General features: G+C 49.7%; 23 protein-coding genes and 1 tRNA gene. 11 read left to right on the top strand and 13 right to left on the bottom strand.

What is annotated here, in order from left to right:
• Position 1: 1 nt before the first annotated feature.
• Positions 2 to 3,481, bottom strand: a complete 3,480-nt coding sequence (locus tag E4L36_RS11965; protein ID WP_136680805.1) for an indolepyruvate ferredoxin oxidoreductase family protein — start codon at positions 3,479 to 3,481, stop codon at positions 2 to 4.
• A 158-nt stretch (positions 3,482 to 3,639) separates the two neighbouring features.
• Between E4L36_RS11965 and E4L36_RS11960 the strand changes: the two genes are divergently transcribed.
• Both E4L36_RS11960 and E4L36_RS11955 read left to right on the top strand, forming a co-directional pair.
• Entirely contained in the window at positions 3,640 to 4,092 is a 453-nt protein-coding gene (locus E4L36_RS11960; RefSeq protein ID WP_276606068.1) for an Lrp/AsnC family transcriptional regulator, read from the top strand.
• Positions 4,093 to 4,143: 51 nt separating this feature from the next.
• A complete protein-coding gene (locus E4L36_RS11955; protein WP_136680804.1) occupies positions 4,144 to 4,881 on the top strand; it encodes a lytic transglycosylase domain-containing protein in 738 nt (245 codons plus the stop codon).
• On the opposite strand, the gene E4L36_RS11950 is transcribed toward E4L36_RS11955, so the two are convergent.
• The 4 genes from E4L36_RS11950 to E4L36_RS11935 form a co-directional block, all read right to left on the bottom strand.
• Complete coding sequence (locus E4L36_RS11950; RefSeq protein ID WP_136680803.1) at positions 4,878 to 7,100, bottom strand: EAL domain-containing protein; 2,223 nt, start codon at positions 7,098 to 7,100, stop codon at positions 4,878 to 4,880. The two genes, E4L36_RS11955 and E4L36_RS11950, sit on opposite strands and share 4 nt — an antisense overlap.
• An 8-nt stretch (positions 7,101 to 7,108) precedes the next feature.
• Positions 7,109 to 8,614: an ATP-binding protein gene (locus tag E4L36_RS11945; protein ID WP_136680802.1), complete on the bottom strand. Its 1,506-nt coding sequence runs from the start codon at positions 8,612 to 8,614 to the stop codon at positions 7,109 to 7,111.
• 145 nt (positions 8,615 to 8,759) lie between these two features.
• Positions 8,760 to 9,287: a DUF2058 domain-containing protein gene (locus tag E4L36_RS11940; protein WP_136680801.1), complete on the bottom strand. Its 528-nt coding sequence runs from the start codon at positions 9,285 to 9,287 to the stop codon at positions 8,760 to 8,762.
• A 227-nt stretch (positions 9,288 to 9,514) separates the two neighbouring features.
• On the bottom strand, positions 9,515 to 9,709 hold the full coding sequence (locus E4L36_RS11935; protein ID WP_136680800.1) for a hypothetical protein: 195 nt from the start codon (positions 9,707 to 9,709) through the stop codon (positions 9,515 to 9,517).
• A gap of 473 nt (positions 9,710 to 10,182) precedes the next feature.
• Between E4L36_RS11935 and E4L36_RS11930 the strand changes: the two genes are divergently transcribed.
• Positions 10,183 to 12,918 carry a bifunctional acetate--CoA ligase family protein/GNAT family N-acetyltransferase gene (locus E4L36_RS11930; RefSeq protein WP_136680799.1) on the top strand — a complete coding sequence of 912 codons (2,736 nt, stop codon included), beginning with the start codon at positions 10,183 to 10,185 and terminating at the stop codon, positions 12,916 to 12,918.
• A 59-nt stretch (positions 12,919 to 12,977) separates the two neighbouring features.
• On the opposite strand, the gene E4L36_RS11925 is transcribed toward E4L36_RS11930, so the two are convergent.
• Together E4L36_RS11925 and E4L36_RS11920 are read right to left on the bottom strand one after the other, a co-directional pair.
• Positions 12,978 to 13,262: a metalloregulator ArsR/SmtB family transcription factor gene (locus E4L36_RS11925; protein ID WP_240656913.1), complete on the bottom strand. Its 285-nt coding sequence runs from the start codon at positions 13,260 to 13,262 to the stop codon at positions 12,978 to 12,980.
• 201 nt (positions 13,263 to 13,463) lie between these two features.
• Entirely contained in the window at positions 13,464 to 13,871 is a 408-nt protein-coding gene (locus E4L36_RS11920; protein WP_136680798.1) for a DUF2892 domain-containing protein, read from the bottom strand.
• Between the two features lie 148 nt (positions 13,872 to 14,019).
• On the opposite strand from E4L36_RS11920, the gene E4L36_RS11915 reads away from it, so the two are divergent.
• Positions 14,020 to 14,940, top strand: coding sequence for a universal stress protein (locus E4L36_RS11915; RefSeq protein WP_136680797.1), 921 nt, complete (start codon positions 14,020 to 14,022; stop codon positions 14,938 to 14,940).
• A 25-nt stretch (positions 14,941 to 14,965) separates the two neighbouring features.
• Here E4L36_RS11915 and xthA read toward each other — a convergent pair whose 3' ends face one another.
• Positions 14,966 to 15,781 (bottom strand): exodeoxyribonuclease III, encoded by an 816-nt coding sequence (xthA, locus tag E4L36_RS11910; RefSeq protein WP_136680796.1) that lies wholly within the window; start codon positions 15,779 to 15,781, stop codon positions 14,966 to 14,968.
• A gap of 177 nt (positions 15,782 to 15,958) precedes the next feature.
• Between xthA and gorA the strand changes: the two genes are divergently transcribed.
• Together gorA and E4L36_RS11900 are read left to right on the top strand one after the other, a co-directional pair.
• Positions 15,959 to 17,317 (top strand): glutathione-disulfide reductase, encoded by a 1,359-nt coding sequence (gorA, locus tag E4L36_RS11905; protein WP_136680795.1) that lies wholly within the window; start codon positions 15,959 to 15,961, stop codon positions 17,315 to 17,317.
• A 60-nt stretch (positions 17,318 to 17,377) separates the two neighbouring features.
• Positions 17,378 to 17,638: a hypothetical protein gene (locus E4L36_RS11900; protein ID WP_136680794.1), complete on the top strand. Its 261-nt coding sequence runs from the start codon at positions 17,378 to 17,380 to the stop codon at positions 17,636 to 17,638.
• A gap of 19 nt (positions 17,639 to 17,657) precedes the next feature.
• On the opposite strand, the gene htpX is transcribed toward E4L36_RS11900, so the two are convergent.
• On the bottom strand, positions 17,658 to 18,551 hold the full coding sequence (gene htpX / locus E4L36_RS11895) for a protease HtpX (RefSeq protein WP_136680793.1): 894 nt from the start codon (positions 18,549 to 18,551) through the stop codon (positions 17,658 to 17,660).
• A gap of 225 nt (positions 18,552 to 18,776) precedes the next feature.
• On the opposite strand from htpX, the gene E4L36_RS11890 reads away from it, so the two are divergent.
• Positions 18,777 to 19,682: a class I SAM-dependent methyltransferase gene (locus E4L36_RS11890; protein ID WP_136680792.1), complete on the top strand. Its 906-nt coding sequence runs from the start codon at positions 18,777 to 18,779 to the stop codon at positions 19,680 to 19,682.
• Positions 19,675 to 20,160: an exonuclease domain-containing protein gene (locus E4L36_RS11885; RefSeq protein ID WP_240770718.1), complete on the top strand. Its 486-nt coding sequence runs from the start codon at positions 19,675 to 19,677 to the stop codon at positions 20,158 to 20,160. The genes E4L36_RS11890 and E4L36_RS11885 overlap by 8 nt, the downstream gene beginning before the upstream one ends.
• Position 20,161: 1 nt before the next feature.
• On the opposite strand, the gene E4L36_RS11880 is transcribed toward E4L36_RS11885, so the two are convergent.
• From E4L36_RS11880 to E4L36_RS11870, 3 genes are all read right to left on the bottom strand, one after another.
• The gene (locus E4L36_RS11880) at positions 20,162 to 20,989 is read right to left on the bottom strand and encodes an HDOD domain-containing protein (protein WP_136680791.1); all 828 of its coding nucleotides are present in this window, start codon (positions 20,987 to 20,989) and stop codon (positions 20,162 to 20,164) included.
• Between the two features lie 120 nt (positions 20,990 to 21,109).
• Complete coding sequence (locus E4L36_RS11875; protein ID WP_127692580.1) at positions 21,110 to 21,478, bottom strand: hypothetical protein; 369 nt, start codon at positions 21,476 to 21,478, stop codon at positions 21,110 to 21,112.
• Between the two features lie 109 nt (positions 21,479 to 21,587).
• Entirely contained in the window at positions 21,588 to 22,802 is a 1,215-nt protein-coding gene (locus E4L36_RS11870) for a pyridoxal phosphate-dependent aminotransferase (RefSeq protein WP_136680790.1), read from the bottom strand.
• A 169-nt stretch (positions 22,803 to 22,971) separates the two neighbouring features.
• On the opposite strand from E4L36_RS11870, the gene msrB reads away from it, so the two are divergent.
• Entirely contained in the window at positions 22,972 to 23,379 is a 408-nt protein-coding gene (msrB, locus tag E4L36_RS11865; RefSeq protein WP_127692582.1) for a peptide-methionine (R)-S-oxide reductase MsrB, read from the top strand.
• Positions 23,376 to 24,044 carry a DNA-3-methyladenine glycosylase I gene (locus E4L36_RS11860; RefSeq protein ID WP_206064548.1) on the top strand — a complete coding sequence of 223 codons (669 nt, stop codon included), beginning with the start codon at positions 23,376 to 23,378 and terminating at the stop codon, positions 24,042 to 24,044. Before msrB ends, E4L36_RS11860 begins: the two co-directional genes overlap by 4 nt.
• Before the next feature lie 3 nt (positions 24,045 to 24,047).
• On the opposite strand, the gene syd is transcribed toward E4L36_RS11860, so the two are convergent.
• The gene (syd, locus tag E4L36_RS11855; RefSeq protein WP_169051534.1) at positions 24,048 to 24,590 is read right to left on the bottom strand and encodes a SecY-interacting protein; all 543 of its coding nucleotides are present in this window, start codon (positions 24,588 to 24,590) and stop codon (positions 24,048 to 24,050) included.
• A 271-nt stretch (positions 24,591 to 24,861) separates the two neighbouring features.
• On the opposite strand from syd, the gene E4L36_RS11850 reads away from it, so the two are divergent.
• Positions 24,862 to 24,938, top strand: a tRNA-Asp gene (locus tag E4L36_RS11850).
• The last annotated feature ends 43 nt before the right edge of the window (positions 24,939 to 24,981 follow it).

The raw sequence follows: 24,981 nt of genomic DNA, 5'->3' as shown, positions 1-24,981 counted from the left end.
CCTACTTGGCTTGTTTAAACTGTACGAAGAGTACTTCTCTTTGCTGCTCCGCTTGCTCTACTGCGGCATCACGGACAGGACCGAAGCCACGTACCTCTTCAGGTAGGCGTGCTATCTCAATCGCTGTCGCAAGGTTGTGGCTATTGAGCTCAGCAACCCAGGTTGTGATGTCGCGCTTGTAGCTTTCAAGCAGTTGCCGATCAAGGCGGCGATCAGCTGAAAAGCGGAACGGGTCGAGCACGGTGTGCCGGACTTTTCGCATTTTCGCCAGCATTCGCAGGGATTTCAACATCCAAGGGCCAAATTGGCGCTTTTTAGGCCGTCCATTGCGCTGCGTCTTGTTTAGTAGCGGTGGTGCTAAGTTGAAACGTATCTGGTAGTCACCTGTAAAGGTGGCTTCGACCTCTTTGAGGAAGTCGGTTTCGGTGTACAGGCGCGCCACTTCATATTCATCTTTGTAGGCCATTAAGCGAAAGAGCTGTTTGGCCACAGTACGGCTGAGCATATCGCTCGCTGGGGTCAGTTGTTGCTCCTTCGCACGAACGCTTGCCACGAGCGCGCGGTATTGGTCTGCATAAGCTACATCTTGATATTGGGTGAGGTAGTTGGCAAAACGATCAATCTGCTGATCAAGTGTTGCAATTAGCTTCACCGGCTCTGGTGGTGTTAACGCGAATTGTGCGGCTTTTGGGTCTTCTGCCAACAGGCGTCCCCACTTGAACGCGTTCAAGTTCTTCTCTACTGCTACACGGTTAAGTTCAATCGCGCGTTCTAGCGCAGCCAGCGAGACGGGTACTAAGCCTTTTTGCCATGCGTAGCCGAGCATCATGACGTTGGAGAACACCGTATCCCCCAGTAGTGATAGCGCCAGCTCATTGGCGTTGAAGTGGTCACATTGAGCACTGCCAATCGCTTCGGTGATCAGGTCAATCCGCTTACCACTTTCAATATCTGCATCGCGATACAGCACATGATCAGCGGTTGCCATCTCGGCTTCGTTGATCACCGCTTGCGTATGGTTGTGGCGCAGTACATCCAGCGCTTTAGCGGATGAGGCAACCACCATATCGCAAGCGATTAATGCATCAGCACGGCCATGGTCAATACGCACCTGATTCAATGCGCTCGGCTGCTCGGATAAGCGGATGTAGCTCAACACGGCGCCGCCTTTTTGCGCGAATCCCATGAAATCAAGCACAGAGGCTCCCTTGCCCTCAAGGTGCGCTGCCATAGTGATCAGTGCACCGACAGTAACAACGCCGGTGCCACCTACGCCGCTGACTAGCAAGTCATAGCCGTTAGCGAGTGGTTTAAATTCGGGTGGTGATAGGTGCTCAAGCTTCGCATCGAGCTGGGCTGTACCCTTAGCTTCTGGTTTGCGAAGTTCGCCGCCCTCAATGGTTACAAAGCTTGGGCAGAAGCCATTTACACAGCTGTAATCTTTGTTACAGGATGACTGGTCTACTTGGCGCTTAACACCTAGCTCAGTCTTGCGAGGTACAATGGATAGGCAGTTTGACTGCACAGAGCAGTCTCCACAGGCCTCGCAGACATGGTGGTTGATCATGATCCGCTTAGCCGGATCAGGGAATTGACCGCGCTTGCGGCGACGGCGTTTTTCAGCCGCGCACGTCTGATCATAGATGAGCACGGTCACACCCGGTATATCGCGGAGCAAGCGTTGAATGTCGTCTAGTTCATCACGATGGTGGAATGTAACATCACTTGGGAACTGCGATTCGTGGCCGCGATACTTCTCAGGTTCATCGCTGATAACAACAACCTTTTTAACGCCTTCCGCGCTCACTTGTTGAGCGATAGCAGGCACTGTGATTTGGCCATCAACAGGCTGGCCGCCGGTCATGGCAACCGCATCATTGAAAAGAATCTTGTAGGTGATATTGGCGCCCGCAGCGATCGATTGGCGAATCGCCATTGAGCCTGAGTGGAAATAGGTACCTTCACCCAGATTTTGGAATATGTGGCCTTTGCCTGTGAAGATCGACTTGCTGGCCCAGTTAACGCCTTCACCACCCATCTGGATAAGCGATTCAGTGTCTCGCCCCATCCATGATGCCATAAAGTGACAGCCGATCCCCGCTAAGGCTTTGCTGCCCTCCGGCACTTTGGTTGAGCTGTTGTGTGGGCAGCCGGAACAGAAGTAGGGCAAACGGCGCACGCCACCCGGATCTTTGACAGCAACCCCCGATTCTGTGATCGCACTCAGAGGTTCGGTGAGGTCGATGTCAAACAATCGTGTAAAGCGTGCCACGATAAAACGTGCAAGCAGCGATGGGCTCAGCTCGCCCACGTAGGGGATGAGTGGCTCGCCTGCCTCGTCCTGCTTACCGGTAATGAGGACTTCACCGGGGTGGTCGGGTTCTGACATCGCTTCTTTGATCTGGCTCTCGATGATGCCGCGTTTCTCCTCAACGACAAGGATCTCCCGTTTACCATGAACAAAATCCAGCACACCGTGCCGCTCAATTGGCCAGACTAAGCCGATCTTGTAGATCTCGATACCGAGTGTTTGAAGGGTTTGCTCATCAAGCCCCAGTAGGTCGAGCGCCTCCATCAGATCGAGGTGTGCTTTACCTGTGGTGATAATTCCTAGGGTGGGGTTGTCGCAGCTCAACACCTTAGTATCGATCGGGTTGGCACGCGCAAAAGCTTGCACCGCGGCTAGTTTGTGTTCGATACGAGTTTCAAGCTGTGGGCCGGGGAGGTCGGGCCAGCGATAGTGTAACCCTGAGTCGGGTGGTGTGAAATCGGTGGGCGTTACAAAATTTGGGAGTGGTTTTAACTCAACGCTTGCGGCGCTCTCTACGGTTTCTGAGATCGCCTTAAAGCCAACCCAAGTGCCTGAATAGCGCGACAATGCGTAGCCCCACAGGCCAAAAGCTTCGTACTCGGCGATGCTGGCAGGGTTAATCGTCGGCATAAACCACGCCATGAACGCCACATCGGACTGATGGGGCATAGAGGACGATACGCAGCCATGGTCGTCTCCGGCCACCACAAGGACGCCGCCATTGGGCGAGCTGCCATAGGTGTTGCCGTGCTTTAGTGCATCGCCAGCACGATCAACACCGGGGCCTTTGCCGTACCAGATAGAGAAAACGCCATCGACTTGCTTGTCGGGATCGGTTTCCACCTGTTGACTACCAAGCACCAGTGTTGCAGCAAGGTCTTCGTTGATTGCGGGAACGAACTCTACATTGTGTGACTCGAGATGCTTTTTTGCACTCCACAGCGCTTGATCGTAGCCGCCCAATGGTGAGCCGCGATAGCCACTGATAAAGCCCGCCGTGTTTAAGCCGTTTTGTTGGTCCAGCCGCGCTTGAACTAGGGGAAGACGAACCAAGGCTTGAGTGCCGGTGAGGAACACGCGGCCCTCTGTGCGGGTATAGCGTTCGTCCAATTCGTAGGTGTCAAGTGGTGCTGTGCTATCAGCAGCCGGTGCGTAAGTTGCTCTTGTCATTTTTATCACACATATTCTTATAAGTTAGTCACAGCGTAAGTGTTTTTGTGTGAAAAGTGCTTCCTAATTGATGACTAAATAGCTGATCAAAAGAAAGACTGTTTACATTTTTTATAAATAAGTGAAAAATAATTTCAATTTTCGGTTGGAATTGAAATTTGGACAGCTTTGATAAACATATTTTGCGCCTGTTACAGGGCGATGGGCGTATGAGTAACCAACAATTAGCTGATGCGGTGGGTTTATCTTCCGCTGCATGTTGGCGGCGTGTGAAAGCGCTTGAAGAGCGCGGCATTATTCGGCGCTATACCGCGCTGCTAGATGCCGATGCAGTGGGTCAGGGGTTGTGTGTCATCGCGATGGTATCCTTATTGCGCCACTCCGTTGATCACACGGTGGCATTTGAAGCTGCGATGCGCGAGTGCGCAGAGGTACAACAGTGCTACGCAGTGACAGGGAACGCTGATTTTATGCTGCGGGTGATGGTCTCTGATATCAAAGCCTATGACCAGTTTCTCAATGATAAGGTCTTTCCGCTGGAAGGGATAGCCCAAGTCCACTCGAACTTTGCACTACGCGAGATTAAACATGATACCAGCTTGGTGGTATAACACCGGGGCTTAGCTATACTGTGCGCAGAGATTTTACAGGTGATTAACCCTATGCTCAGAGTTGTTTCGTTTGGACTGTTACTTGGCCTATTGCACAGCGAGTGGGCGCTTGCACAGTCGATTCGCAAAGTGATACGCGAAGATGGCCGTGTTGAATACACCAATGTTTCAGATGATGGCGTCACTTACGTCACCCGCCCACCCAAGTCTGGGGAGAAGGGCAAAGTAACATACGAGTCTATTTACAAGTACCGCTCAGATGATGGCGTGATCACTTTTACTAACCAGAAACCCAAGGGCAAAAAAGCCTTTGTGACAAGACGTTACGCTAAGTTCAGCTGTTATGCGTGTCGTCCAAAGACGTCAGTGGATTGGTACAAAACCGCTTTGAATACCGAAGCTTACCGTGATCATGTGAGTGCGTCGGCTAAAGAGTTTGCGGTGGACCCGGCGCTGATTCGTGCGGTGATGCATGCAGAGTCACACTTCAAGAAAGGTGCGGTGTCATCGCAGGGCGCGCAAGGGCTGATGCAGTTAATGCCTGCAACAGCAGCCGAGCTAGGTGTAGGTAACGCTTTTGACCCTGCAGAGAATATTCGTGGCGGTACCAAGTACCTGGGTGAGCTGCTAACGAGTTATAAGGGTGATATCACTCGCGCGACGGCGGCTTACAATGCTGGCCCCGGTGCTGTTGCTAAATATGACGGTGTACCGCCTTATGCCGAGACGCAAGCCTATGTTAAGCGCGTTGGAATTCTCTACAAGCGTTACCAAAAGGCGGGTGGCTAAGATGATTCAAGCTCTGGGTATTCCTGTAGCAGTGCCATAAAGTCCGCTTTACTTAGTGGGCGGCTATAGTGGTAGCCCTGTGCTTCATGGCAGCCGAGCTTAATCAGCTCCTCATGTTGGTAAGGTTCCTCAATCCCCTCGGCGATAACTCGCAGTTTTAAGAGCTCCCCAGTCTTTATCATCAATGATGTGATCGCTCTGTCTTCCTCGCTCTTAGTCACTTTACTAATAAATGAGCGATCAATTTTAAGTAGATTGATAGGCAACTCTTGAAGGTGACTGAGGGAGGAGTAGCCGGTGCCAAAATCATCGAGTGCGATGGAGAGTCCGCGCTGGCGGATGAGTTGTAAGATTTTACGCAGGTCGCGGCTATTCTCCATCATCATCGACTCTGTCACCTCTAGCTCTAGGTATTTCGCGTCGATACCGGTGCGTCTCAAAATATCATCGAGACGGCCAATGAATGACGGGTCTTTGAGCTGTCTAACCGACACATTGACCGCTACTTTCAACTGCAAACCAAGTTCAGTGTGCCAGCGTATCTGCTCGTTACAGGCCTCTTCTAAAATCCAGTAGCCCATGGGTACGATAAAACCAGATGTTTCCGCTGTGCTGATAAACTCGCCAGGAGGGATCATTTTGCCATCTTTGATCCAACGCACCAGTGCCTCAGCACCGATCACTTTTTGGTCCTTCAGGCAGATCTGCGGCTGGTAGTAGAGTTGCAGCTCATTGCGTTCAACGCAGTGGCGCAATTCCGACGCAACTTGCAGCCTCCGCTGTAGTTGCTGTTCAAACTCTTGGCCAAATTCGGTGTAACCGGCACGTTGGTGCTTTTTCGCATGTTTGAGCGCGATACCAACGTTTTGCAGCAATGTATCCGCGTCTTTTCCATGGTCTGGGAAGCGAACAATGCCGGACGTTAAGCTAAGCGGCAGTTCATACCCCATCACATTAAAGGTCGATTCCAGCGAGGCTTCAAGGTGGCGCATGTACAAACTCATGGTGCTTTGGTGCGGCTGAAAAATCGCAACACAAAAAGTGTCTGATGAGTTTCTTCCGTATAGAGCATGCTCACCAAAAATCTCTTGTAGATGGTGCGCGATGGTCACCAACGCTTCGTTACCCAACGGGTAGCCCAATCCATCATTCACTTCCTGAAAGTTATCGATATCGGTGTGAATCAGAAAGAAAGGGTTGCCCAACTTCACGGCGCGCGCGAGCTCTTTTTGAAAGCCTGCACGGTTGGGAAGTTTGGTTAAAGGATCGCAGTATGCTTGCTCTGCCATCTGCTCAAATAGCCAAGCGTTGTCGTAACCTACCGGGGCGCTTGAGCAAAACAGATCAATGAGGTGTAGATCCAAGGATGAGGCTTTGCGCTCGAAATCCAGATAGATATACAACTCGTGGGAGTGCGGTGGCTGCAAAGACAAGAGGATAAAATCCTCCTTGAGCGCATGCGTTTGGGTCTGTGTCGCCGCTTTAAGCTGCTGGCAAACAGACTCTGGGAGCGAGTGACCGATCTCCATAGAGGTTTGACGATAGCGGCCTGTAGCGGCTAATAGCTCAAACTGGTCTCGGTCGCGATCATAGGTACAGACCGCTCCGCTGCTTTCAACACCCAAGATGTTGCTGAGTTGTTTGATCAGCTCAGCGGCGTAGTTATCAACGGCATGCTCACAGAAAAGCTCGCGTGAGCTGGCGATGAATTGGTTGAGGCTTTCATCATGACTAAGAATGCTGCGAATTTGCTCATAGCTGCGCAGCGAGGCGGTGAGCGTGGTGATTAAGCGCGTGCGCGTTAGCTCATCTTTGCTTTTATAATCATTAACGTCATATTTCTCGATCACGGCAACTTCAGGGGCGTATCCGGGCTGACCGGTACGTAAAACGATCCGTGTTGAAGTTTGCTGTAAGGTTTCACGTATGTAGCTGATGAGTTCAAGCCCAGAGCTGCTTGTTTCCATCACCACGTCTAGCAAGATGCAAGCGAACTCCGCTTCATCTGCCAAAATACGCTTAGCCTCTAGCGCTGAGTATGCACTGCGAAGCTCAAGGGGACGGCCTAGAATGCGTTGCTCTTTGAGTGCGAAGCGGGTGGCTTCATGAACATCGGGTTCATCATCCACAATAAGGATGCGCCACGCGGGCAAGTCAGGCTGCTTGGGTGCCGGCATTTCGTTGGCAAAGGTAAAGAGTTCTTCTTCTTTTGGTAGCATCCAGTTGTTTACCCTTTAGCCTCAGCGTGAGGTGTGTAAGGAAACGTGAAGCTGAGAGTGACTCCGTTATTCTCTTCGCTCCAAATTTTCACAGTACCTCCAAGTACCGTCGTAGTTAAATTATAGACAAGGTTTAACCCAAGACCAGAGCCACCTTGACCAAATTTAGTGGTAAAAAACGGATCAAACGCATGGTGCAGAACATCAGGGCTCATTCCACAGCCATCATCGGAGATCGTAAAGACCACGTGGCGAGTATCTGCATCGATGGTGGCAAAGCGAATGATGCCGTGATCACGGTCCTGAAAACCGTGGCGCAGCGAGTTGTAAACGCAGTTTGTGATAATTTGCCCGATCGCTCCTGGGTAGCTTGTTAGCCAGAGGTCATCATCGATCTCAACCTGAAAGGTAAATCCGGTGCGCTTTATTTGCGGCTGCAACGTATACAAAACATCTTCGACTAAGCGCTTTAAGTTGAAGTTACGTTGCTTCTCGCTGGTTTGGTCAACCGCCGCTTGTTTGAAGGAACGAACCAGCGTGGCAGCATTTTGCAGATTACGCTCTAAAATGGCACTGGCTTCGCTAATATCGCTTATAAAGGTGTTTAGGTCGTGCCGCGTCAGGGCTTGGTTCGCCACTTTTGTTGAGATGCGCTCTGCGCTGCTACCGATTGTGGTGGTGATGGTTAGGCTATTGCCCAGTGGTGTATTGATCTCATGCGCGACACCGGCCACTAAGCTGCCGAGTGAAGCCATCTTCTCGGCTTGGATAAGCGACTCTTGTGCATGCTGCAGGTTCTCTAACGCTTGCTCAGCTTCCTCGCGAGCGGCTTCTAGCTTGTCTTCAATAATTGTTTGGTGCCTTAAGGCACCATTGTAGACGCGAATCAAGTCGCCCAGTTCATCCGGTGAACTCCAGTTGACCGGCTGGCGCTGCCCTGTATCTTGGAGCTGCTTTAAAGATGCCGAAATATGCCGCAGTGGTGGCAGAATGGCCGAGTTAAAGGCCGCGAGTGTTGCACCGGCTAACAGTATAAACAACACGACTGAAAGGGAAGCTAAAATATAGAGCTGGCGCTTGATGGTGGCCCAACCGTTGTTCACGCGAGCTTGAATGATAAGGCTCCCTAAAAACGCTTTTTTACCGCCCAGGTCGTAGTAAATTTCGGTGCTAAATGATTCTTGGTCGTGGTATTGGTTCTGACACTCCCCGCGCTCCACGGGAGGACTGACATTAGCTTCTTGTATCAGGCGGACACAAACGATTTCGGAGCGATTAAGCGCTGCTGATAAAATCTCGGTATATAGACGTTCAGAGAGTTGCCACAACGGTTCTCTGAGAAGTTCAGCAATATGATGTGTGGTTTTTTGCAGATCATTACGGTGATCTTTTTTTGCGCGTTCCAGCTCATAGTTAGCAAGCGCAATCAGAAAGCAGACCGAAGTCAGAAAGAAAAGCGGTAGCACGCGAATAAAAAATGCTGTTTTTATAGAACTACTGGAACGATCGAACAAACTTCTTACCGCCTTGGTTGCAAGCGCTTCAAAGTGAGGCCCAGAACCGGCCCTCACTTGTTTAGGTGTCGCATCCCTACTCAGCAGAATTGGCGTCCCTACACCTAATGAGTGTAGTTAATAATGCGCAAGGCACAATGTGTGCTTACCACATTAGGTCGTCGGGTACCTCGAACTGTGCGTAGTAATCATCGTCTTCAGAGTGCTTCTCCTCTTTTTGGATTAAGATCACCCACTCTGGCTTACGTTCTAGCACTTTCTCTGCTGCGTCGTTTGGAATCACCACATAGCGCTCTTCGAGTATCGCAATCGCTAGCAGTGACCGTGACAGCTTGTACTGGATATCTGCGGTGACGTAGATGCTCTTTACCTGCTTGTTGTGCACGAAGTTGTAGCGCACCTCCGCGTCTTTCGGGAACGATAGCAGGCTGGTTTCGATGATCTGCTTGGCTTGGGACTCAAGGCCTTTTTTGGCGCGCTCGTCATTGCGCTGTTGATTGAGCGCTTTATCACGCTGCTGTTTTTCTATTCGCGCTTGCTCTTGTGCGGCTTGGTCGTTTGCTTGAGGCGCTGCTTTTTTCTTCGCCTTGCGCTTGTCTGCTTTAGCTTTGTTCGCTTGCTTCTTGCTTGCGAGCCCTGCTTTAAGGAGCTGATCTTGGAGGGATTTAGACATAATTTCGTACCGATTAAACACTCTAAATTCGCGCGCGAACTATAGCACAGAGGGAGCGAAATATCGGTCTATTAGCGCAGAAAACGGAAGTCACTCGGTCAGCGCTCGCTGGAGAATCGCCGACCAAGGACGACCGCTTATCTAGGATAACCACAACCGGCGGTGGTTTTAAAGTAAAGATTCAACAATTGTGGTGTGCTCGTAGTAGGCGGGTGCATAAAAGCCGACTACTCGTCATCATCGAAGATCTCTCGTATGTTGTCCCTCAGTGCTTTGGCTTCTAGCATCTCCTCAATGTTACGTCTGACATTACGACGTTTATCCTGAGCATTACTAATAAATCCAAGGTCTTCAAATGTTTCTGTACTGGCAAGATCAAAGTCGTCCATCGCTTCGTCGCCGAGGTCGAAATCGTTACTCATAATTGCTCTCCGCAGGCTGTGTATGCCAATTCTAATTCCGGGGCGGCAATCCGCTGTGCCAAGGATAAACAGCGGTTGTGCAGGTAGAGATTTAGCAAGGCCTGTGCGCCCTGTAAATTGAAAAGAATTTAAGAAATGGGAGGTAGATATGAAAAAAATAAAAATGGGCTCCGAAGAGCCCGAATAGAATGGGTGATAACGTCAGGCGCGTGGGTGCTGCGCCTGTCGGTAAAGCGATGTACTCAGTTCGCGACATACTATACATGTTTCAGTTTTTATTGAAAATACTGAATGTATTGGTATTTGGTCGTATAACTCTTTTGCTCTGGGTCATTTGGCTTGCTTTGTTGCAGTGCAATATATTGATAACGATGCTATCTTTCTTCTGAGCTGTAAGTATCGATTTGGCTACTATGTATACCGCAGCACGTGTCTTTTCCCTTTAACTCTTCAATTGTATTTAGGTGGTTTCCGTGTCAACGAAATACCTTAAGCGCTTTTTCAAACCTCGTTCAATTGCTGTGTTTGGTGCATCGGAAAAAGCCGAGAGCATGGGGGGGATCGTAATCCAGAACCTGATTGATTCAAATTTCCCTGGGACTTTAATGGCAGTCAACCCTGAAGGGTATGATGCCGTTTATGGTGTAAGTTGTTACCGTGGGGTCGCTGAACTTCCAGAAATGCCTGACTTAGCAATTATCTGCGCCCCCCCTGAGGCGGTGGCGGATATTGTCAGAAAACTCGGTGCTAACTTAGTCAAAGCCGCTTTGATTTTGACGGGAGGTCTATCGCTAGCCGGTAGTCGCAGCGCTGAGGCTTTGGCGGAGGAGGTGAAAGAGGCTGCACGTCCTTACGGCATTCGTATCATGGGGCCAGATTGCATGGGTATGCTGGTACCGGGTTCAAATATGAATGCCAGTTACTCACATATCAATATCACGAAAGGGAAAGTGGCTTACATAGGTCAATCTGGGCTTCTAGGTACCGCGATGATCGACTGGGCTGCGGGACAAGGCATCGGGTTTTCCCACTTCTTAACGTTAGGCGAGGGCGGTGACGTCGATCTGCCTTCGGTGATCGATTATGTAGCTCAAGATCCATATACACATTCGATTCTGTTGCAGATAGACCATGTGATAGGGTCATCGAGAAACTTTATCTCAGCGCTGCGTGCAGCATCGCGAAATAAGCTGGTGCTGGTGTTAAAGTCGGATGATGTAACCGTTGCTAAGCCCGCGCCTGCACCGGGTATCCCTGATGAAAACACGGTATATAACGCTGCACTGCGGCGTGCCGGTGTGGTACGAGTTACAACATCCGATGAGCTATTTCATGCTCTTGAAACATTATCTCGTATGAAGCCACTGCGCGGTGAGCGCATCGCTTTGCTGTGCAACGGCTCCGGGCCGAACGCGCTGGCGACGGATCGTTTAATTCGCCAAGGTGGTCAGTTGGCGCCGCTCAGTGAGGCAACGGTTGCAGCGTTACGTGAGATCATGCCAAACAGTAACTGGAATGGCTTGAACCCCGTTGATCTGAATGCAGATGCCACTCCAGAGCGTTTCGCGCAAGCTGCGGCGATTCTGATTAAAGATAAGGCGGTTGATGCGGTGCTATCGATCCATGCGCCCACGCGTTTAGCTCCCTCAGTCGAAACAGCTGATGCGTTGGTTGCCGTTGCGCGTAAGTCACCACGTAATTTCTTAACCTGCTGGATGGGGCGCGCAACGGCGATCGACGCGCGCAATCATTGTAATAATGCGAATATCGCGACATTTATCACCCCTGAAGAGGCGGTAGATGCCTTTTTACATATGGTGGACTACCGGAAAAACCAAGAGGTCATGCGCCAGACCCCTGCGACGTATATCGAGCAGAATACCCCGAACCATCTCAGTTCTCGGCAGATCGTGACACAAGCGTTAGATGATAAACGCAACTACTTAACGCATCGCGAGGTTTTCGACCTACTGGACCAATACGATATTCCAGTACAGCCGACACGTTATGCCGCTGACATCGACTCGGTTGTGCAATGTGCTGAGGATATCGGTGAAGCTGTCGCGATTAAAGCTCTCCATCAAGAGAACGCGCAGCCCTTCAACTATGATGAGAAGTCTGGGCAGCGCTGGCATGATTTGGCACTAGATATCTTTTCGCGTGATGAGGTGCGCCACGCAGCCACCCGATTAGCGTACCGAGTAAGTGAGCGCTTTGGCGACGATGCCAGCATGGGGTTCTGTATTCAGCAGATGAAGCGCGGCTTTCAATCGATGCAGGTGAATGTCGGCTTTACTCGAGACCGTACGTTTGGGCCGTTGCTCGTATTTGGTGCTGGTGGCTACACTGTTGATGTTTTGGCAGACCGAAAATTGATGCTACCGCCTATCAATATGGCGCTTGCGCGCGAGATGGTAAAAGGTTCACGTATCTACCGAATCTTGATGGAGCATAGCTACCAACTCGAGCGCGACGTTGACCAGCTTTCCGAGGTGATCGTTAAGTTATCGGAGATGATCGTTGATCTACCGCACCTTGAGTCTTTGGAAATTAACCCGCTGCTGCTCAACAAGCAAGGGATTCTTGCCGTTGACGCGGCGGTTTCGATATCTCCTGAACCTTCGCGCTTGGCGATATCGCCCTATCCCGGCGACTTGGCTGAAAACATCACGCTAAAACGTTCTGGAAGGCCTGCGGTAATACGACCGATTCGCGGCGAAGATGAGCCGAACCACTTAGCTTTTTACAATCAGCTGAGCCCTGAGTCGATCCGGATGCGCTACTTCTATAGCCGCGGAGTGCCCACTCATCAAGAGCTCGCGAGTTGGACCCAAATCGATTATGACCGTGAGATGGCTTTTATCGTGTCGGCGCCGAGATTAGACGGTAAAGGTCCGGAAACGCTGGGGGTTGTGCGCGCAGTCACTGATCCAGACAATATCCGTAGCGAGTTTTCGGTGGTGATTCGGGATGACTTGCAGGGAGAGGGGTTAGGTGTGATTTTGATGAGCAAAGTGGTCGCCTACTGCAAAGCTCGCGGAACGCTGATGATTGAAGGGTCAACTCTTCCATCGAATAAAGGTATGCAGGGTCTGGCGCAAAAGCTTGGCTTTAAAAACAGCTTTAACATGGAAGAGGAGGTCGTGGAGATGAAGATGCTACTGAATGAGCCGACCGAGGACTGGCAGATTACGCGTTTACAGAGTTAAACCTGTTTAGCTAATTAGTAATAAAAAAGGCGCCTGAACGGCGCCTTTTTCTGGATGCTTTACATCGAAGGACAATAAAGCTCGTGCAGCGTATGGATGATACGCTTCGCGGTATCTCCCGCTAGGGAGTAGTAAATTGTTTGCGATTCTCGACGAGTCTGCACGAGTCCATCTTTCCGTAGAACCGCCAAATGCTGCGAGAGTGCAGATTGGCTCAGATCCAGACAGCTGTTGAGTTGTGTTACAGATAGCTCTTTGCCATCTAGATAACACAATATGAGCAAACGGCTTTCATTCCCTAACGCCTTCATAAGTTTGGCTGCCTGAGAAGCATTTTCCTTCATCATCTCTAAAGTTTCAGCACTCAGTTTGGGGTCATTTGCGTCTGCCAATTCGATCTCCTAACGCTTTAGTTTTATAGTTTGTTATCTATCATTACAAATTGTAACTTATTTTACGAGATCTGCTTTTTGTTCTCAATTGGCGCGAACCTCCCCAATTATGAGGGAAAATTGGAATAAGTTTATAACTTAAACCATTGCGTGTTAGTTAGCTGACTTAAAACCCATTAATCGCGCGATTGTGATCGCCGGGCACCAGCCTGAGAACGCTGACTGAACCAAACTTAAGCCCACGATTCCTGTCACGATAAGTAGCTGAAAAGGTGCAAACTCGAGAAATACGGCACCTGAAGTTGCCAATACGATAGCGCCGGCAATGATATGTACACCCTGGTTAACGCTCATACCTTGGTCAGGCTTTGGCTCTTGCTTTAACCCCATTTTTTGGAAAGCGGTGATCGCTGGGCACCAGCCAGTAAATGCGGACTGCAGTAAATTGAAGCCAACAAACGCAGTTAAGAGCAACCAGTTAAAGTTCACATAAACGGCCAGTGCAAGGCTGGCAACGATAACCGTGCCGGCCATCAAGCGAAGAGCAGCATTGAGGGACATAAATAGACTCCATTTAAGATTTTTCTAATATAATATATAAGATATTTCTAAAGTAAAGATTTCCTCTTGACTTAAGACGAACTCAAATGGCTAGCTATAGATATCTAGGCAAGATCGTGTTGCTATAAATTAGTGGCTGGAGGTCGTTATGCAGATTCGTAAAGTTCTGGTCCATCTAGACCCCGAAGATATTTCAGATAGTTTTACAGCTAAATTGTTGCTGCTCGCGTCAGCGGGCGTTGAGATCGCGTTGTTCGCTTGTTGCTACTCGCGGCCGCTGAGAAATAGCTATTTACTGGATAAAGACGCTGAGCAAACCGCCATTGCCAGCTATATGAAAAAGCGCGAAAACGATCTAGCAAAGTATGCAAAACAGCTAGGGGAAACAGGTGCATCTGTCTCCTATGATTTGTGTTGGGATTCAGAGCTGGCCGATCGCGTTGTCAAGCAGGCCGGGCACCATGCAGCTGACCTTATTCTTGCCCCAAAGAGCAATCACTATCTGGGTGAATATCTACTCAATCAGGGAGATTGGCGCCTGATATCGAACACCTCTGTACCCTTGATGCTAGTGGGGGCCGAGTCATGGAGTGCGCATCCACGGGTTGCCGCTGCGGTGGAGCCGTTTTTAGAGTGTAATTCGCCAGCTCAGCTTGACCACCTGATCCTTGACGCTGCGAAAAGTATGGTTGACCTATTGGTTGGTGAGCTGCATGTCATCCATAGCTTTAATGCGATTCCCCAATCAGCGATTTTTGATGAGCACCTGACAACTGACTACGATGGCTTACGCTTGAAGGTGCGGGAGCAGCATACCGAAGCGCTTCAACAGCTTGTTGATGAAGAGCGAGTCAACTCTGCGGTCATTCATTTGGAAGAGGGCGATGTGCATACCAAGCTGCCGGAGGTGGTGGCAAACGAGCATATCGACGTTGTCGTCATGGGAGCGGTCGATCACGACTTTTTCGATCGTTTGCTGACTGGCAGTTCAATTGAGCGTGTGATCGATCAAATAACGGCGGATTTACTGATTGTGCCGGAGTCTCAGCCGCAAGAGAGCGACAACTAAATTGCCGCTCTTTTTGTTTATCTAATCACGCCTGAAACTGTGCCCAGATTGGGGCGTGATCTGACGGCTTTTCCATACCACGCAGTTCGTAGTCAATGCCCGCATCGCTGCAGTGGCCTACTAAAGGTGCAGTCGCTAAGATAACGTCAATACGCAGGCCGCGTTTTGGTTCAGCTTCGAAGCCTCGGCTGCGGTAGTCGAACCAGCTAAAGCGATCATCTACGGTCGGGTGTAAACGGCGATAGCTATCTTCTAGGCCCCAACCTTTCAAGCGCGCTAGCCACTCTCTTTCGATAGGTTGGAAGCTCGTTTTACCGGTTTTTAACCAACGCTTTCTGTTTGGCTCACCAATACCGATGTCGATATCTTCAGGTGAGATATTGATATCACCCATCACGATGAGCAGATCATCAGGTTGATGATTATGCTCAAGGTGACTTTGTAGATCGGCGTAGAACTTCTCTTTTGCTGGAAATTTGGTTTCGTGCGCGATGTTCTCGCCTTGGGGGAAGTAGCCGTTAATCACCGTGATGCGGTTTCCTGCAGGTGATTGGTATTCGCCAATAATCAGGCGGCGTTGAGCGTCTTCGTCATCTGTCGTAAACCCCTTTTGAATGCTCAGCGGCGGCTGTTTAGACAGCAACGCAACGCCGTAGTGGCTTTTCTGTCCATGGAACTCAACGTGGTAACCGAGCGCTTCCACCATCTCTAAGGGGAACTGTGGATCGTCTACTTTGGTTTCTTGTAAACCGATAACATCAGGTTGATGCTTTTCGATCAACGCGGCCAACTGATGAGGTCGTGCGCGTAAGCCGTTAATGTTAAAAGAGATAACTTTCATTTTTCTACCGACCACTATGCTGTTTCTAATGACTGCTGAGTGTATCAAAAAGTTACCCCAAGTTTATCGCGAAGCCGATAGTCATTTTCTATGGCGTTGTTAAAAACGTTTGATTGGTAAGTTGTGCGCCAAGGCGCTACAGTTCATCCATTACTATTGGATAATGGAGTGAGACAGGTGTCAGCATACGATTTTGATCTCTTTGTAATTGGTGCCGGTTCCGGTGGTGTTCGTGCTGCGCGAATGGCAGCGGCTATGGGCGTAAAGGTTGGTATCACTGAAGATAAATATCTAGGTGGTACGTGCGTCAACGTGGGCTGTGTACCTAAAAAGCTATTCGTATATGCCTCTCACTACGGTGAAGATTTTCACGATGCAAAAGGTTTTGGTTGGAATGTAGAGGGTACGTCCTTCGATTGGCCAACGCTGCGTGACAACAAGAACGCAGAGATTCAGCGCTTAAACGGTATCTATCGCAACCTGTTAGTGAATTCGGGTTGCACGTTGATCGAAGGTCATGGCTCATTAGTTGATGAGCACACCGTTAAGGTAGGTGATAGTACCTACACCGCTGAACGCATTCTTGTGGCTGTAGGAGGTTGGCCGTTTGTCCCGGATATCCCAGGCAAAGAGCATATTATCTCCTCTAACGAAGTGTTCTACTTGGATGAGTTTCCCAAGCGCGCTGTTGTGGTTGGTGGTGGCTATATCGCCGTCGAGTTTGCTGGGATTTTTGCAGGCTTAGGTGCTCAAACGTCGTTGATCTACCGTGGTGATATGTTCCTGCGTGGCTTTGATAATGACGTGCGTGAGTTTACAGCCGCCGAAGTGGCAAAAAAGGGTGTGGATCTAAAGTTCAGTGTTAACGTTGAGGCGGTGGAAAAGCAGGCTGATGGTTCTCTGCGAGTATCACTCACTGATGGCTCCACAATTGATGCAGACTGCGTTATGTACGCGACAGGGCGTGTGCCTCGCGTTGAAGGGCTGGGCCTGGAGAATCTGGGCATCGAGCAGCAAGCCAATGGCGCAATCATTGTAAATGACACCTTCCAGACGAATGTGCCGTCCGTTTATGCGGTCGGTGATGTCATCGATCGTATACAGCTAACGCCGGTTGCGCTTGCAGAAGGTATGGCGTTGGTGAAGCACCTCTATCAAGGCCAAGATATAAACGTCGACTACAACCTGATACCAACAGCGGTATTCTGCCAACCAAATATCGGCACAGTTGGTCTGACAGAAGAGCAAGCGCGTGCGCAAAACCATGATATCGATATCTATCGTAGTGAGTTCCGGGCGATGAAGCATACCATCTCAGGCAGTGAAGAGCGGACGCTGATGAAGATGATCGTGGATAAAGCCACAGATAAGGTGCTGGGCGTTCACATGGTGGGGCCTGACGCCGGTGAGATCATTCAGGGTATTGGTATAGCGCTTAAAGCGGGCGCTACCAAGGCGGTATTTGACTCAACTATCGGCATCCATCCAACGGCAGCTGAAGAGTTTGTTACTATGCGCGAGCCTGTTAAACAGTAATCAGGCAGCATTGCATTTAAACGTCACCCCGCCTAACCTGAAGAGGGAGGTGGGGTATTTATGAAGCTGTTCCTAATGTTGTTGTGGCGTACTTGGTTGCCCGATTGGGCACACGACCGCTCTCCTGATCCCTATCATTTTTATCGTCGACAGTTCACTGCGGCTTACAAGCGGCGTTATCGCTTTGTATCACTTCTTTGGTTTATCGCGCTCGTTACGATTGGGCTAGTTGCAAGCTTACCTGTTGCCATTATTATCGTCATTTTTGCCTCTTGTATCTCATTCGCCATTTTAGATGAGACAGAAAAAAAGGCGCCTTAGGCGCCTTTTCACGTGAAGCTTATTGTGCGCGGTTTTGCAACGCCGCGATGCGATCATCAAGGGGTGGGTGAGAGGAGAACAGCTCCATAAAACCCTGCTTGATGTGGCTGCTAATGCCGAAGGCTTGCAGTTGGCCTTGTAGCTCATCAGGCATCCCTTGCTCGGCTTTCAAACGCTGCAATGCGCCAATCATGCCAGGTGTGCTGGCAAACATGGCACCCGCTTCATCCGCTTTGTATTCGCGGCGGCGTGAGAACCAAGCGACGATCATAGACGCGATGATACCGAACAGCATCTCAAACACGAATACGGTGATGTAATAACCAATGCCTTCGCCTGCGGCGCTGTCATCCTCATCATTTTTGAGGAAACTATCCACGGCATAGGCTGCGATGCGCGCGAAGAACATGACGAAGGTATTCACAACACCTTGTATCAAGGCTAGCGTTACCATGTCGCCATTTGCAACGTGGCCGATTTCGTGGGCCATGACCGCGCGGGCTTCCTCTGGACGAAAACGCTCGAGCAAGCCTGAGCTGACAGCAACCAATGCGTCGTTTTTATTCCAGCCGGTTGCGAAAGCGTTGGACTGGTGGGATGGGAAGATCCCAACTTCCGGCATTTTGATACCTGCTTGCTGAGATAACTCGGCAACGGTATCGACCAGCCACTTCTCTTCTGTGGTACGGGGCTCTGTGATGATCTGAGTACCGGTGGAGCGTTTGGCCATCCATTTCGACATAAATAGCGAAATAAATGATCCGACAAAGCCAAACACAGCACAGAAAATCAGCAACGATGTCATGTTCAAACCAGCAGATGAGACATAACTGCCCACACCCAGAAGGTTAAGTACGAGGGACGCGACGAGGATAACCGCAAGGTTAGTCGCGAGAAACAGAAGGATTCGCATGGTTCTTGGTTCCATAGTTATTAATATCTAATGGCCTAGATATAGATTCAGGTCAAAAGTTTCATGTAAAAGATGAAAATATTTGGCCCGTTTGAGTCTAGCCGCCTAGCTTTTTTCAGCAGTTATCATGCGCTACCCACGACGGTACAGAGTTAGCTGATTGAGGAACTAGTCGGCGCATCTTTAGCTCTCTATAATGTGTGGCTTTTTTTGAGAGGGTGCTCGGTGCAACAGGTTCTGGATTCAATTACGTCCCAACTCGCACTTGCTCAAGGTGAGTCGCGCCGGCTGTTTCACGGCAGAGGAGGGTGCTTTGCAGGTTTTGAATCGCTGGTGGTTGACTGGTTCGCTCCGGTGGCGGTGATTCGCCTCTATGACCTGTTCCCAGACGAAAGTCTGCGCAGCCTAGCTGAATCTTTAGAGCGTCTGCCTGAGGTGGATTGTATCGTGCTGCAGAGGAGAGGAGTGGGTAACACGCTACAAAACGTAGTCCTGTATGGTGAGCTGCCCGCTACGCTCCACGCAAAAGAGCTGGGGCTTGCGTACTCACTGGATGTGACGCAAACACAAAACTCTGGGCTCTTTTTGGATATGCGTAAAGGCCGTGAGTGGGTCGCTGCACATGCAGAGGGCAAACGAGTACTTAATCTATTTTCTTATACGTGTGCGTTTTCCGTGGTGGCAATTGCCAACCATGCGGAGCATGTGGTGAATGTGGATATGAGTAAGGGGGCGTTGACACGTGGTCGAACGAATCACCGGATGAATGATTTGGATACCTCGAAAGTTACATTTTTACCCTACAATATATTCAAATCATGGGGAAAGATCGGCCGCTCCGGGCCTTACGATCTCGTGATTATAGATCCGCCCAGCTTCCAGCCGGGAAGCTTTATTGCAGAGAAAGATTATCGTCGTCTTGTTCAACGCCTCGATCGACTGTGTGCCCAAGGGGGAGATGTATTGCTTTGTCATAATGACCCATCCCATGATGAGACGTTTCTGCGCCAAATTATGGCCAGTGAATGCCCAACTTTCTCGTATGTAGAGTCGCTTCCTGAGCAAGTCGATTTCCCTGAAAAACAAGCCGGTAAAGGCGTAAAGGCTATGGTGTACCGCAGTAGTGAGTAAAGATACGTTTATTTGCTTGGATATTGAGGCAAGTGGTTTGGGGCCGCGCTCCTACCCAATTGAGATAGCCTGGGCAGACAGCGGCTCTGATGAGCATGATACCTTCTTGATTAATCCTAACGAGGTCGAGCAGTGGAACGATTGGGACGAAAAAGCCCAGTCTATTCACAATATTCCGCGAGAGTCGTTAGTGTCTGGTTTATCCGTGCGGGAAGCATGTTCACGGCTGAATGCGCGGCTAGCGGGGTGCACAGTTATTTGCGATGCACTTGAATTTGACTATTTCTGGATGAGACGGCTGTTTGATGCAGCCCGGATGAACCCTGCTTTTAAATTGGCGGGGTTGGATGCTGTTCTGCGCCCAGAACAGTTGATCTACTATCGCATTGTGGCAAAGGCGGAGGTGCGTAAGCATCGAGCTTTAGATGATGCCTACGCACTGATGGCGTCTATGAAACAGTGCCTAAGTCACACTTAGTTTAAGCAGCTAGGCTGTCTAAGCCCGATTCGATCGTTAGGGCTTCTGGTAGCTTGTCGACGATATCTGCTGGCAAACCTGCATTGATCGCAACTTCAGTAGGGAAGCCTTCGATGACGGCCTCCTCATCTTTCTGGTCGCGGATAGCGGCGTTCAAGTAGCAGGCGATGTTGATAACACAGCTCAGTGCTTGCGTTTCTTGGAAGGTGAGCGGCTTTTTGTGTTGCTGTACAGCGATACCGAGCTCTTCAGGGAACTTCCACATATCAAGTAGCTCTTTACCCGCATCTTGAGTTGCGAAGCCTAGGCGCTCGCGTTCTGCCTCGGAGCGGCTAACGCCGGACTCTTCGATCAGAGTTTGGATAGCTTGAGCGCGGTTTGGCTGAGCCAAGTGCAGGAGTAAGCGGCCGATATTATGAATGACGCCAGCGGTGAAAGCTTTGTCTGCCTCAACCTTATCTGTTTGCTCGGCGAGCCATTTTGCGAGTGTTGCAACACGGAACGACTCGGACCAGAAGCTCTTGATGTCTAAACCTTCAACATCACCCGTTGAGTTCGCAAAGCCAGAGGCGATAACCAATGTTTTTAGCTTTTCCATTCCGAGCATGACGGTTGCTTCATCAATGGAAGAGACTTTTCTTGAAAGGCCAAAGTGGGCAGAGTTTACAAGGCGTAAAATTTTGAGTGATAGCGTCTGATCCTTGCTGACTTTCTGTGCTATTTCGGAGTAGTCGGCATTAGGTTGGTTGAGCGCTTGAATAAGCTCACGAACGACTTCGGGGACGTTCGGCAGTTTACTGGTTTGCGCGAGTAAGTCCTTAATTTCCATGTGATCTCCTACAATACACCGATATTCGATAGGTTTATTAATCAGCGTAGAGCAGGTTTGTGAAATCGCAAACAAAAGGGTTGTTATCAGCCCTTTTGTTGTACGAAATAATTACTCAGGTCACAGGTTTAATACACGGTCCTCAATTTTTTGGCGCAACTCGGCATATTGACCCATCTCTTCCGGCATAAAGTACAACTTGTAGTAGCTGCGCTCTATCAAGCGACCTTTAGTCCCATTGATACTCTCTTTAGTCATCGCATAGGTGTAGGACATCTGCAAATGAATGACGCGAGTGTGCGGCTGAACGTCAAACTCGTGGCCCTCTAGGTCGTAGCGCTTTTTCTTCTCTTTGATTGTGTAGAAAGAGATCTCTGCGACCTGATCTAGGTTGATAAGAAAGTTAGAGGTAACCGGCACGAGATGTTGCTTCTCTAGGCCGTTGTGCTCCATGTAAATACCGCAGTTTTTCTTGATCTTAATAAACATTGCTGTGTCCACTACGTTGTCGGTGAGGAGTACTTTATTGCATAAATATGACAACTTTTTGACAAAAAGGCGAGGATTAGGAGCAACAGGGTTGTTGCTCCCGAAGTGGTTATTGTTGGTAGGTTTTTAAGAAATCGGCGATACGCTGCACCGCGTCTTCCAATTCGTCGACGCGTGGTAGGAAAACAATGCGGAAATGCTGAGTATCTGGCATGTTGAATCCACTGCCTTGGACGATCAGTACCTTTTGCTGTTGAAGCAGGTCTAAGGCCATCTTTTCATCGTTCTTGATTGGGTAGACCGTTGGGTCAAGTTTCGGGAACAGATACATCGCGCCCTTCGGCTTCACGCAAGAAACACCAGGTATCTGCGTTAGCAAACGCCATGCAAGTTCCCGTTGCTCATACAGCCGGCCCTCTGGAACGATAAGCTCATTAATACTCTGATAACCACCAAGTGCTGTTTGTATGGCGTGTTGTGAGGGGACGTTCGAGCACAAGCGCATACTGCTTAGCATATCGAGCCCTTCAATGTAGTCGCGAGCCCGGTGCTTAGGTCCACTGACGATCATCCAGCCAGCACGAAAGCCTGCGGCACGATAGGCTTTAGCAAGGCCATTAAACGTTAAACAGAGCACTTCATCTGATAGCGATGCGAGTGATATGTGCTGTGCTTGGTCGTATAAAATTTTGTCGTAGATCTCATCAGCAAATATGATCAGATCATGCTCGAGCGCAAGCTCAACAATTTGCTTGAGTACCGCTTCCGAATAGACCGCGCCTGTGGGGTTATTTGGGTTGATCACCACGATACCGCGCGTATGCTCAGTGATTTTGCTGCGCATATCCTCGATATCGGGCATCCAATCCGATTCTTCGTCGCATACGTAATGCACTGGGTTACCGCCAGCTAGGCTGACAGCGGCTGTCCAGAGTGGATAGTCAGGAGATGGAATGAGCACCTCATCGTTGTCGTTCAGGAGACCCTGCATCGCCATCACGATGAGCTCAGAAGAGCCGTTGCCGATGTAGATATCTTCAACCGTTACGTTGCGAATTCCGCTTTTTTGCGACTCTTGCATCACTGCTTTACGGGCCGAAAATAAGCCTTTCGAATCGCAATAACCCTGTGAGGCGGGTAGGTTGCGAATAACGTCTTGGACAATCTCTTCCGGGGCCTCTAGGCCCCATGGGGCGGGATTGCCAATGTTAAGTTTGAGAATGCGGTTGCCTTCCTCTTCAAGGCGTTTGGCTTCTTGAAGAACGGGGCCGCGAATATCGTAACAGACGTTGATCAGCTTATTGGACTTGCGAAAAACAGACATGCGTTTTATCCCGTAATCCGTGTGCCGAGTAATTGACACCACGGTAGCATTTTTAAAAAGGGAACCTATCATACGCCGTTTAGGATTTGATGAGAACTCTACTTAATGGGAGTCGTTTCGGCGTTCTTGTGGTCACAAAAACAAGCACATAGCGCAGAGGTAGATAAAGATGGCAAACGAATCGAAAGTCACTAAAAGTGAAGCGCAGTGGCGCGAAGAGCTGTCACCGGAGCAGTACGCGATATGCCGCGAGGGTGGCACAGAACGCCCTTTTACTGGTGAGTATTATCATCACAAAGAGGCTGGTGTTTATCGCTGCACGTGCTGCGGCACGCCACTCTTTGACTCGGCAACGAAGTATGATTCTGGCAGCGGCTGGCCAAGTTTCTATGCGCCTCACAGTAAACAGCATATCAACGAGAAGTTTGATCGTAGTTTCGGTATGGCTCGCACAGAGATTACGTGCAGCCATTGCGACGCGCATCTAGGGCATGTTTTTACAGATGGCCCCGCGCCAACGGGCTTACGTTATTGCGTGAATTCGGCGTCACTTAATTTTGAAGCGGAGGATGTGTGAAGTCCTTTCAATGGATCTATGAGCACGCGGCAGCGCACAAAGGCCCGGTGATAGAATCGCTGTTGCCGAATTGCCTTGAGCGAGGTGAGTTGAGCCAAGTCCCCGATAGCACAATGTTTTCGGCAATGTCCTTGCGGATCTTTCGAGCGGGGTTGAAGCATTCTGTTGTCGATCAGAAATGGCCTGCTTTTGAAAAAGCTTTTTGGGGGTTCGATCCGCAAAAAGTTGCGCTAATGAGTGACGAGCAGCTCGAGCGGTTGATGCAAAACGATCAAATCATTAGGCACTGGGGCAAGATCAAAGCAACGCGTGCTAATGCCTACTTCATTACCGAGATACAAGCAACGCATGGAAGCTTTGCGAACTGGATTGCTCAGTGGCCAGAAGATGATTTGGTGGGGCTTTGGGCGCACCTCAAAAAGCACGGCGCACAACTTGGCGGGAAGTCAGGGGCTTACTTTTTGAGGATGGTGGGTAAGGATACATTTATTCTGACAGACGATGTGATCGCTGCATTGAAAGCCCAAGATATTATCGACAAGCCACCAACATCAAAACGTGATTTAGCTAAAGTGCAATCAGCGTTTAACACGTGGCATGAGCAATCCAATGGGCGGCCATATTGCCAGATTAGCCGCCTGCTATCATTTTGTGTCGGGTGGTAAGCACTACGCTGATGGGCGTGGTAATAAACGCTGGATGAAGGCTGGCAAACTCTCCTCTATTTGACGAGTTGGGCGTTTGCCAGGGTATTCAAGCCAAACGCTGCCATCGTCGTTCGCAATACTCAGAATACCGTCATCAGGTTCGGTGCAAGCAAAGAAGAAGGTCAAAGGATGCTTCATTTTTCGCTTTGCTAATGCATGGCCAATTAAGTTACTGCGCAGGCGTTCCATATCTTCAGGGCTCCATGCTTGAAGCAGCACGAGTTCTCCCTCTTGCGATTGTGCGGCGAGCGGATCCGACCAATAACCCGAGTAAAACTCCACAATCGCTGGATGGACTTCGATTTCAAGCGCATTGCTTAGCCGATCAAACATGTCAGTTTGTGTTGATTGAGGGACTGGCTGCCAGCTGACGATATCGTTTTCTTGTGGGTTATCAGCTTTAACGCAAGGAGAGGGCCACTCATTTTGATACTGAATCGTAGGCAGCGGGTCGTTGGTCGCTATCCATTGCTCTATAAAAGGGGATAACATGTGATCATTCATAACGGGCATTTCATTAAAGTTGCGTGGTTTAGAGGCAGTGTAGCGAGGCTGCGAACGTTTGCGAATAGCTGTTTGAATATTCCACATATCAGCGCTGGCTGATAACAGTTAAAGGATCAATGCCTTAGCGCTGGTTGAATATTAAGCAGAGTTGATCAAGTGTTAATCAAATCAAAAAAAGAGCCATTTTTTTAACGCAAATGTTTGACAACACAGGGAAAGTATTTAAAATGCGCACCTCGTTACGGCGATGATGTCAGAACCGTAATACGGAGTGGTAGTTCAGTTGGTTAGAATACCTGCCTGTCACGCAGGGGGTCGCGGGTTCGAGTCCCGTCCATTCCGCCACTTAACTTCGGTTAAGGCTGGTTAACTCAAAGTGCTGAGTTGT

The organism is Neptunomonas sp. XY-337 (assembly GCF_004959845.1).
GTDB classification, from domain to species: domain Bacteria; phylum Pseudomonadota; class Gammaproteobacteria; order Pseudomonadales; family Balneatricaceae; genus Neptunomonas; species Neptunomonas marina.
Note: the sequence above shows the minus strand (reverse complement) of the source record. Positions and strands in the feature narration are given on the sequence as shown.